This window comes from Mycolicibacterium septicum DSM 44393 (assembly GCF_000455325.1).
Classification (GTDB): Bacteria; Actinomycetota; Actinomycetes; order Mycobacteriales; family Mycobacteriaceae; genus Mycobacterium; species Mycobacterium septicum.
In genome coordinates, this window is record NZ_HG322951.1 from 3,808,834 (window position 1) to 3,818,794 (window position 9,961).

8 protein-coding genes are annotated in these 9,961 nt (G+C 64.2%); 2 read left to right on the forward strand and 6 right to left on the reverse strand.

Features of this window, described 5'->3' with window-relative positions; translation table 11 throughout:
* Nucleotides 1-1,046: cytochrome c oxidase subunit I (locus tag TX88_RS17890; protein WP_044518567.1), on the forward strand; the 1,046-nt coding region annotated here is incomplete at its 5' end.
* A gap of 339 nt (nucleotides 1,047-1,385) precedes the next feature.
* Here the strand turns inward: TX88_RS17890 and TX88_RS17895 are convergent.
* The 6 genes from TX88_RS17895 to TX88_RS17920 form a co-directional block, all read right to left on the reverse strand.
* Nucleotides 1,386-1,709 (reverse strand): hypothetical protein, encoded by a 324-nt coding sequence (locus TX88_RS17895; protein WP_019348707.1) that lies wholly within the window; start codon nucleotides 1,707-1,709, stop codon nucleotides 1,386-1,388.
* Nucleotides 1,710-2,415: 706 nt separating this feature from the next.
* The gene (locus tag TX88_RS17900; RefSeq protein ID WP_019348708.1) at nucleotides 2,416-3,318 is read right to left on the reverse strand and encodes a cation diffusion facilitator family transporter; all 903 of its coding nucleotides are present in this window, start codon (nucleotides 3,316-3,318) and stop codon (nucleotides 2,416-2,418) included.
* Between the two features lie 501 nt (nucleotides 3,319-3,819).
* The gene (locus TX88_RS33380) at nucleotides 3,820-4,173 is read right to left on the reverse strand and encodes a TFIIB-type zinc ribbon-containing protein (protein ID WP_074416698.1); all 354 of its coding nucleotides are present in this window, start codon (nucleotides 4,171-4,173) and stop codon (nucleotides 3,820-3,822) included.
* A 411-nt stretch (nucleotides 4,174-4,584) separates the two neighbouring features.
* The gene (locus TX88_RS17910; RefSeq protein WP_019348711.1) at nucleotides 4,585-5,895 is read right to left on the reverse strand and encodes an alpha/beta hydrolase; all 1,311 of its coding nucleotides are present in this window, start codon (nucleotides 5,893-5,895) and stop codon (nucleotides 4,585-4,587) included.
* Nucleotides 5,889-6,134, reverse strand: coding sequence for a hypothetical protein (locus tag TX88_RS17915; protein ID WP_019348712.1), 246 nt, complete (start codon nucleotides 6,132-6,134; stop codon nucleotides 5,889-5,891). The genes TX88_RS17910 and TX88_RS17915 overlap by 7 nt, the downstream gene beginning before the upstream one ends.
* Nucleotides 6,135-6,557: 423 nt before the next feature.
* Nucleotides 6,558-8,723: a SulP family inorganic anion transporter gene (locus tag TX88_RS17920; RefSeq protein ID WP_044518568.1), complete on the reverse strand. Its 2,166-nt coding sequence runs from the start codon at nucleotides 8,721-8,723 to the stop codon at nucleotides 6,558-6,560.
* Nucleotides 8,724-9,202: 479 nt separating this feature from the next.
* Here TX88_RS17920 and TX88_RS17925 point away from each other — a divergent pair.
* On the forward strand, nucleotides 9,203-9,961 hold a 759-nt coding region (locus TX88_RS17925; RefSeq protein WP_044519535.1), incomplete at its 3' end, for a response regulator transcription factor.

The window sequence follows — 9,961 nt, forward strand, 5'->3', positions numbered from 1 at the left end:
CCGCGCTGTTCGGCCTGGCCGCCGACCGCCACCTGGGCGCGCACATCTACGACCCGGCCAACGGCGGTGTCCTGTTGTGGCAGCACCTGTTCTGGTTCTTCGGTCACCCCGAGGTGTACATCATCGCGCTGCCGTTCTTCGGCATCGTGTCCGAGATCTTCCCGGTGTTCAGCCGCAAACCGATCTTCGGTTACACCACCCTGATCTACGCCACCATCAGCATCGCGGCCCTGTCGGTCGCGGTGTGGGCGCACCACATGTACGCCACCGGCGCGGTCCTGCTGCCGTTCTTCTCCTTCATGACGTTCCTGATCGCGGTCCCGACCGGCATCAAGTTCTTCAACTGGATCGGAACGATGTGGAAGGGCCAGTTGACCTTCGAGACGCCGATGCTGTTCTCGGTCGGCTTCCTGATCACCTTCCTGCTGGGTGGCCTGTCCGGTGTGCTGCTGGCCAGCCCGCCGATCGACTTCCACGTAACCGACAGCTACTTCGTCATCGCGCACTTCCACTACGTGCTCTTCGGCACCATCGTGTTCGCCACCTATGCGGGCATCTACTTCTGGTTCCCGAAGATGACCGGACGTCTGCTCGACGAGCGCCTGGGCAAGCTGCACTTCTGGCTGACCTTCATCGGCTTCCACACCACCTTCCTGGTGCAGCACTGGCTCGGTAACGAGGGCATGCCTCGTCGCTACGCCGACTACCTGCCCACCGACGGCTTCACCACGCTCAACGTGATCTCCACGATCGGTGCCTTCATCCTGGGCATCTCGACGCTGCCGTTCGTGTGGAACGTGTTCAAGAGCTGGCGCTACGGCGAGCCCGTGACGGTCGACGACCCCTGGGGTTACGGCAACTCGCTGGAGTGGGCGACCTCCTGCCCGCCGCCGCGGCACAACTTCACCGAGCTGCCCCGGATCCGTTCGGAGCGCCCGGCGTTCGAGCTGCACTACCCGCACATGGTCGAGCGGATGCGCGCCGAGGCCCACGTGGGCCGCACGCATCACCCAGAGCTCACACCCAACGCGCACACCTCTGCATAGGCCGCACCACAGTCGGTGCGAGGCCAGAAGACAATCGAAACCAGTGCCCGCTCAACACCTCTCGGGATGAGTGTCAACACCTCAGACACATGGCAACGGTCGGGCCAACCCGCAAACAAAATCCGGGATTCAACGGCGATGCCCGAACCGCCGGCATCACAGCGGCGGATCGGGCAATCGCAGAATAGATTTCGCATCGTGTACGGCCGAGAAGGACTATAGAAATCGACTCGGCCACAGGTAACGCCGTTTGGACTTGGTGATGGTGACCGGTGTAGGAATCACGGCCCCGATAGCGCCCGCCCTGACTCGCGCTGCAAGAGTCGGGGACTCACGGCCCTACGGCTTGCAGGCAAGGTCGACGTAGACGGTTGGTGATGCCGGAGGTTGATTGCGAACGCCCGCCCGGATGGGCGGATTCGTTAGTTGAGACGCCTTACGTCCGGGGCGGACAGCTTTCACGGTGCATTGGTCGATGGGCCCGTCGCCAATCTTGCTGATCATGACGTGGAAGCCTTGCGCCTGCAACATGCCAATGGTGGCCTGCGCACTCTGCTGCGCGGTGGGCGCCGCTCCGGCCGGGCCCGCCAGGCCCACCGCGACGATGCTCGCCGCGGCGCCGACAAGAAGTGACGTTGTCTTACGGCGCTTTCGATAGGTCATCGAGATTTCTCCTTTCGTCGGGGTTCAACCGACGCATTGCCTGGGCCATTAACCTCGTGGCCAGAATATGTTCAGGTCGGCCAACCAATGCGATATTCATATCGAATGCCTTTCTAACGGCTCCGAACAATACAGACGCATATCATTTACCTAGCATTCGTAAATCATCGTCCTGTCGACAACGTGTCAACAACCAACAATTGGCTGCTCGGCGGTGTCAAAATATGTGAAAAATCCTGGCCTGCAACCGGATGCGCTCCTGGGCCAAGCTCCTGGCGACCGTCGAGGTAATCAGCCGGTCCGCACTTTTCCGCGACGCGACCGGTGATGTGGATGAACGTCATAGCACTGCGTCAATTGGTCCCAATGCTGCAACGACGCATTATCGGTCACTCATTGGCCATTTCGATGCGACACCTCAACCCGAAGTTCGCAGGGGATAGCTCCGGTGATGGCGGGCCTCCGGCTTGTTGTTGGCACCAAGCGGGGATGCAAATCTCGCGGTCGGCAAGGAGGTTGCCGCGAGTCCGACGACGGCGGTGCTCACAACGGAGGATCGGCGCCGGCAGTCGATCACAGTGATCGTCAAGACTGCCGGCACACGCTCGCCCATGCGGATGGCCAAGCGCAGCCCCAGGGGCCCCGCCCAACCAGCGGGGAATAGCGTGTGTGCGGGATGCAGGATGAGGCCGTCTACCGGGTGGTCTCAGATCGAGGATGGGGTCTCGTTGAAGCCCTCCGGTTCGCATTGCATCGTGATGTGAGTGATCGAGTATTCGCTTGCCAACACGTCGCGCACCGCTTGCAGAACGGCGGCGTACTCACCGTCGGGCGCAACCACGATGTGCGCCGTTGCGGTTTCCATACCCGCGGTCAGCGTCCAGACGTGCAGATCGTGTACGGCACGCACACCCGACACCTTCTCCAGCTTGCGTTGGACCTCGTCCACGTCGAGCCCCCGCGGGGCGAACTCCATGATGATCCAAAACGCCTCGCGCATCAGCGCAGCGGTGCGGGGCAAGATGAACAGGCCGATCGCGGCACCGACAATCGGATCGGCATACCGCCACCCCGTTACGGTCACGATGACCGCCGCGACGATCACGCCGATCGAGCCCAACATGTCCGACAGCACCTCTAGGTAGGCGCCCTTGACGTTGAGGCTCTCCTTGGCCCCAGCGGTGAGCAGCCAGAAGCTCGTGGCGTTGACCGCCAGCCCGACTACCGCAACGATGAGCATCGGCACACCCAGGACGTCCGGCGGCTCCCGGAACCGCTCGTATGCCTCATACAGGATGTAGCCCGCTACACCGAACAGCAGCAGACCATTGCCCAGTGCGGCAAGCACTTCCAGCCGGTAGGTGCCATAGGACCGCTGACCGGTTGCGGGGCGCCGAGCAAAGTAGATCGCCGCCAGCGCCATACTGATCCCCAGTACATCGGTGCCCATGTGCGCGGCATCAGATATCAGAGCCAGCGAGCCGGTGATGATTCCACCGATCAGCTCGACCAAGAGGTAGCCCCCGGTGAGCGCTAGCGCTGCCCATAACCGCTTGACGTGTTTGGCGCTCGCCGAGACGGCCGAACCGTGCTCTTGTCCTTGCCCCACGACCCGCCTCCCTAAAAAACGCGGACAGGGCCCGCGGTGAAATCTCTTGGCGGTCTTGACTGCCTCGTCCAGTGGGCCAATCCTAATGGTCGCCCGCTCGCTGTCATGGGATCACGGGGATCGAATTGGCACTGCGGTAACGCGCACCAACATCGAAAGCCGTTGTGCACCTCAAAAAGCGATCTCGACTGACCGGACCAGCCCAGCAACGTGGCGCCGACCAGCACCAGCAGTCGGTAGGGACATCACCGCACGGTTTCACACACACGGTCGGTCAACTCCGCGATGGCCATCGTCTCGTTGACTGCGATGTCGCAAGAATCCGCGGTCGGGATCCACGTGCAACCCGTCACGGGCCTGGCCGGGAGCGTCCGCCGCAGCGGGCGGCCGCCCCGCTCTACTGCGGTGATCGAACCCCCGGCCGACTGACTGGACAATACGTCCGCCGTGGTTACCTCTGGCTTTATTTGCAGAGCACCCCTACAGAATCCACCGCTGTGCTCAGTGGTGCCCGTATCGGCGACCGTGGTGGCTGTCGTAACCTCCGCCCCCGAACAAGGAGCCGAGGAAGCCGCCCTGCTGATAGGGCTGCGGTGGGTACTGCTGAGGTGGTGGATACTGCTGCGGCGGCGGTGCCGACGGAGCCGGCGGTTGGGCAGCAGCGGCATAGAACTTCGATTCGGCCTGCGCGAGAACTTCAAGCTCGCCCCGGTCGAGAAATATTCCGCCGCATCCGGTGCACTGGTCGATCTCCACCCCGAACCGTTGCACCGCCAACATCTGTGAGCTGCATTTCGGACAGAGCACTGCTGCTCCGCCGCCTCCGGAAGGCACTGAACTCGATGACTGTGTCATCTTCGGCCCCCTTCTGTATCGGTTGTCATCAACACCGTCAGTCTATGCGCGCGTACGCATTTGCGCCGCGACCCACCGAATCGACTTTCCCGAGCGGGCCGGCGGATAACCGAGCGCGGGGGCACTCCTGCGGTCACCTGCAGGTGACGATGTGACGATGAAGGCCGGTTCAACGCGTTCTGGGGGGTTGCGTTGGCGCCCATTGATTTCAGCGCTCTCGGTGGATCACGTTTGGTCGCCAATTTCGGCGGGGCCGGACACATTTCTGCCTTCAACCCCGGGCGACGGCAACTGTCATCGACCTGCCTACGGCTTGTCCGCCGGCAACCCGATCCAGCCGCTCTACGTCGGTCCGCGACGAACTGCGCCTGCACGTTCGTCGACGATCGTCACCGGCGACGCGGAGTTTTCTTACTGCGTGAGCCCTGTTCGTTGTGCAAGCCAAGGTAATTCACGCATCAAGGCGGTGGAGAACACTTGCCAGTCATGACCGCCGGGCACTTCGCGGTACGTGGTATCCATGCCAGCAGCCCGGGTGGCGTCGTAGACGGCGCGGACTTCTGCCTTGGTGTCACGGTCATCGGCGCCGACCACCACCGCTCCTGCGCTGTCGGGGTAGCGGCGCGCACGCAGCAAATCCAACGGGTTGATGCGTTGGAACGCTGCCTTATCGCCGCCGAATGCTTCGGCGATGGTCTGAGACTGATCGCCCAAGCTGGGCTCAGGGCCCCCGGATATGTCGAGGAAGGTGGGGTAGACGTCAGGGTAATTTGTGGCGAGCTGAAGCGCGCAGGTTCCTCCGTAGGAGGCGCCGCCGACGGCCCACGCTTGCGGTTCTTGATCGACAGCAAGATTGGCCTTGATCCAGGCCGGGACGTCGCGGGCGATGTAACTGGCGGCGTTGCCGAGCCGCGAATCCAAACACAGAGGGTTACCGAAAGGGCTCCCGGTGCCATCGACGACGACTACCACCGGCGCCAGACCGCGGTGGGCTCGCGCGAACTCATCCAAAATCTGGACGAGTTTGCCGCCGCGCAGCCAGTCCTGCGGTGATCCGGGCTGTCCTGGTACCAGAATCAGCACTGGCAGTTGGGGGCGGGGATCGGCGAAAAAGGCTGGTGGAAAGTAGAGTTCGGCATTGCGCGCAGGAAAGCCCGACAGCGACCCCGGGATCGGCGCTGAAGACAGTTTGCCCCCGCGCGGTAACCCGGGTGGAGGTGACCAGCGCATCGCGAGCGGGCCGACGTCGGCCAACAGTCGCGGTGGACGCTTCACGACTTCGGGCAGCGCGACATAGCTGAAGCGCCGGGCCCCCACCGCATCGGCCAGCGTGGGATAGGCAGCGAATATCACATTGACTTGATTGGCACAGGCCAAGACGACGACCGCCGCGGCGGCGGCAGACCACAGCATACGACGCATGCCCGGGGCGAGGAACCCACCAACTGCCACGACCGTCACAGCGAACACCGACACCCCAGCCCACACGTATATCAGCGGTTGCAGGCGGTCGGGAAACAGCTTCCACTCGTTGCGTGCCAGGTCGGCGACGATGATCGTGGTGACCACAGCCACCAGCGCGCACGCAGCCAACATCACCGCCTTGGTACGCCCGCGGCGGGGCGCCATGACCATGAGAGCCAATAGCAGTGCGGCGGCTCCGATTCCGGCCAAACGCAGCAGGACCGGGAGCGGACCGGACAGCAATGCCCAGCTCAGCACCTCGCTACACCGTTGAGTCGCAGGTCGTTTGTGCCGTTGGCGAGTTCTGGGTGATGTGCGCGGGCATCGACGGGCATCGGCTCAACCATGTGCAGGCAGTGCCGATGGAACGCCGGGCGCTCCGAACAGATCCGGGGTAGCTCGGTGAAGTAGCGCCGTGGCAGCGCCACGGCAAGCGCATCAATCCGCAGCGGGAGCACCAGGTTGAGTTCTCCGACTGGGGGCGCTTCGGCTACCAAGACAACCTCCGTAATGATCGATCGCAGGCCGCGCGGTATCGGGGACGAACGCCTCTTGCACCGGTCCGGCACTGGCAAATCTGTGCCGCCAACTGGCCAGATAACAACTGTACTTCATACGTACTGCCGTACTACGTAGTTGCGGGGATCGGCGGCCAGACAATGACATCGGCCTTGCGCCGCTCACGACGGCGCAAGGAACATCGCGACACCGGCCGGCCGTTGAGTGTCGAAGCCCTCGACTGCGGGCATGGAAGCTGCGCGTCGGCGGCGACCACCCGCGCGCGAGGCATTCGTCGATGGGGCGCAGGGCCGAAGCATGCGGCCCATTACCTTTCGGAATTGCGTTCCACTCCCGTGTGTTGACGATCCGCGTATGTGCGAGCATTCGGCCTCGGCGTGAGCCCCGTGTGCGGGCTTCATTTAGGCGGCGCCGGCAAGTGATTTGACCTGGGTGGGGGTCACCTGCAGGACGCCGGCGCTGGCGATGTCGTAGAACAGGCCGATGACGTTGACCCGCCGAGCCAAGGGATGGGACTGCAGGGTCTGCACCTGTACGGCGATGTTGACCATCGACAGCTGATCCACCGTTCCGAAGCCGGCTTCGGCCGCGGACTGCGCGACCGGGTGATTACCTTCGTCGAAAGCCGTGATCGACGGATCACCATGGGCCAGCCAGGATTCCAGATGCTTGGCACCGGCGTCGGTCTTGCCCAGCATCGCGGTCATCGCGCCGCAGCTGGAGTGTCCGCACACCACGATCGAGGAGACATCGAGCTTGTCCACGGCGAACTCGATGGCCGCCTCGATCGAGGGGTCGGTCTGGCCGGCCGGGATCATGTTGCCGATGTTGCGCACCGTGAACAGGTCGCCCGGGCCGCTGCTGGTGATGACGTTGGGCACCACCCGCGAGTCGGCGCAAGTCAGGAACAGCGTCTCGGGGCGCTGGGCATGGGCGAGTTCCTGCATGTGCGGGCGCAGCACCGGGGCGGTGCGCCGGTGGTAGGCGGCCAGGCCGTGCAGCACCGAAGCCGTCTCTTCGCGCTGCCACGAGCTCCACGGCACCACGCCGGAGCGTTTGTCGAACGGGGTGAAGCCGCGCATCGGCGGGCCGGCGACGGCGCTGCCCATCTCGACTACACCCACGTCGTGGATGTCGACGGCGCCGCCGGTGGCCACGTGCTGGCGCTTCCACGCTTCGATGGTCTCGTGGGCGGCGTGGTCGATGAAGTCCACCGACAGTTCCACGGTCACCGCGGTGCCGGTCGGCACCTGCGCCAGTGCGCTCGTCAGGCGGGGCAGGGACAGGAACGTGGCCGAGCCCTCGATGGCGACGCGCCAGGTGTCCTCGCCGGTGGACTCGGAGACGATGTTGGTGCGCACCACACGCCACACGGTCAGGGCGACCGCCAGCGCCAGGCCGATCAGCACGCCTTCGAGCAGGTTGAGGAACACCACACCCGCTACTGTCACCGCGTACACAGCGAGATCGCCGGTACGCCAAGCGGTTTCAATGTGCGCGCGTTTGACCAGCTGGCAGCCGATGACGATCAGCAGGCCGGCCAGGGCGGCGGTGGGGATCATCTGGGCCAGGCCGGCGAACGGCACGGCGAAGATCAGAATCCACACCCCGTGCAGGATGGCCGACGCCCGGGTGCGGGCGCCGGCGGCGACGTTGGTGGAGCTGCGCACGATCACACCGGTAACGGGCAGCCCGCCGATGGCACCCGAAACCATGTTGGCGGTGCCCTGGCCGATCATCTCGCGGTCGAAGTTGGTACGCGGGCCGGTGTGCAGGCGGTCCACCGACACCGCCGACAGCAGGCTCTCGACGCTGGCGATCAGTGCGACGGTGAGCACACCGGCGGCGAAGCCGCCCCAGTTGCCCTGGGGCAGGGAGGGCAGGGACAGTGCGTCGATCAGGGAGCCGTTGATCTGGATGCGGGTGACGTCACCGAAGGCCGGCAGCAGCGACAGCGCGGTGACGCCGACGATGGCCACCAGCGGACCGGGCACCTTCTTCACCGCTTTGGGCGCCCAGCGCCAGGCCACCAGGATGGCGATCACCAGGCCGCCCAGAACGACGCCGTGGCCGTGGGCGTTGATCAGCTTTCCGGGCAGTGCGGTGACGTTGGCCCAGGCCGAGCTGTTGGAGCTGCCGCCGAGCAGCACGTGGATCTGCTGCAGGGCGATGGTGATGCCGATGCCGGCCAGCATCGCGTGCACGACGACGGGGGAGATGGCCAGCGCGGCGCGTGCCACCTTGCTCAGTCCGAACAGCACCTGCAGGATGCCCGCGCAGACGGTGATGGCGCAGGTGACCTTCCAGCCGAACTGCGAGATCAGGCCGGCGACCACCACGGTCAGCCCGGCCGCGGGTCCGCTGACCTGCAGCGGCGATCCGCCCAGAATGCCGACGAGGATGCCGCCGACGATGGCGGCGATGATGCCGGCCAGCACCGGAGCGCCCGACGCCACGGCGATACCCAGCGACAACGGCAGGGCGACAAGGAACACCACCAGTGAGGCGGGCAGGTCGTATCGCAAGATGGCCCGGGCCCGTTCGGCGAGTTGGGTAGTTTGCTGCATTGCGCGCCTCCGTGCTGGAGTTGATGATTGTGCGTACCCGCCTCATTGCGGGTACGCACAAAAGTTGTTGACGCCGTTGTCGGTGGACAACTTCGAAAGGCGTTGGAGCGCAGCGCAACCCGGGCCTGTTTCTGGACCCGTTGGAACTCGGCAACACCCAATTGCTAAGGGCGAGGGTATTTATCGCCCAGGGCAGGTGCAAGGAAATGCGTGGCATGCATAGAGAACCCAAATATTTGGGGGATGCGCAGAACGCTGAATATGCCTGATAGGAGAGTGAAATGGCGGCATCCAAACCCATCACCAGCATTACGCGGTTCATTCCATTGGTCGAAACCGTCGGGTTTGCAACAATTTTCACATGAATCACCAAACTATTTCCCAGGCAGCAGGGTCGCGGTGGCTGATATATACAGCGTTTCCTTAGAGCTCGATATGAACTCCGTGACTCGGGTCTATGCGCCCCGCACAATGGAAGTATGACGGCGATGTCGGTTCCTCCCCGTGCCCAGCAACCCCGCCAGGCCATCCTCGGACAGCTGCCGAAAATCCACCGCACCGATGGATCCCCAATCCGGGTCTTGCTGGTCGATGATGAGCCGGCGCTGACCAACCTGGTCAAGATGGCCCTGCACTATGAGGGCTGGGAAGTCGATGTGGCGCACAACGGCCACGACGCGGTAGCCAAGTTCGACGAGATCGAACCCGACGTCTTGGTGCTCGACATCATGCTGCCCGACATCGACGGCCTGCAGATCCTGCGGCGGGTCCGGGAGGCCGACGGCTATACGCCCACGCTGTTTTTGACCGCCAGGGATTCGGTGCTGGACCGGGTATCGGGGCTGACCGCCGGTGCCGATGACTACATGACCAAACCGTTCAGCCTCGAGGAGTTGGTGGCCCGGCTGCGCGGGCTGCTGCGCCGCTCCAGCCACACCACGCCGGTCTCCGATGAAACCCTGGAGGTCGGCGATTTGGTGCTCGACGGGGCCAGCCGCGAGGTCACCCGGGCCGGTGAGCCGATCAACCTCACCGTCACCGAGTTCGAACTGTTGCGCTACCTGATGCGTAACCCGCGCCGGGCGCTGAGCCGCGCCGAGATCCTGGACCGGGTGTGGAATTACGGGTTCGGCGGGAAGTCCAGCATCGTCGACCTCTACATCTCCTACCTGCGCAAAAAGGTCGATACCGACCGCGAGCCGATGATCCACACCGTGCGCGGCGTCGGCTACATGCTC

What these genes read in the sequence shown, in the direction of transcription:
- TX88_RS17920 (WP_044518568.1), bottom strand. Translation starts at nt 8,723, where the DNA reads ATGCAGCAAACTACCCAACTCGCCGAACGGGCCCGGGCCATCTTGCGA.
- TX88_RS33380 (WP_074416698.1), bottom strand. Translation starts at nt 4,173, where the DNA reads ATGACACAGTCATCGAGTTCAGTGCCTTCCGGAGGCGGCGGAGCAGCA.
- TX88_RS17895 (WP_019348707.1), bottom strand. Translation starts at nt 1,709, where the DNA reads ATGACCTATCGAAAGCGCCGTAAGACAACGTCACTTCTTGTCGGCGCC.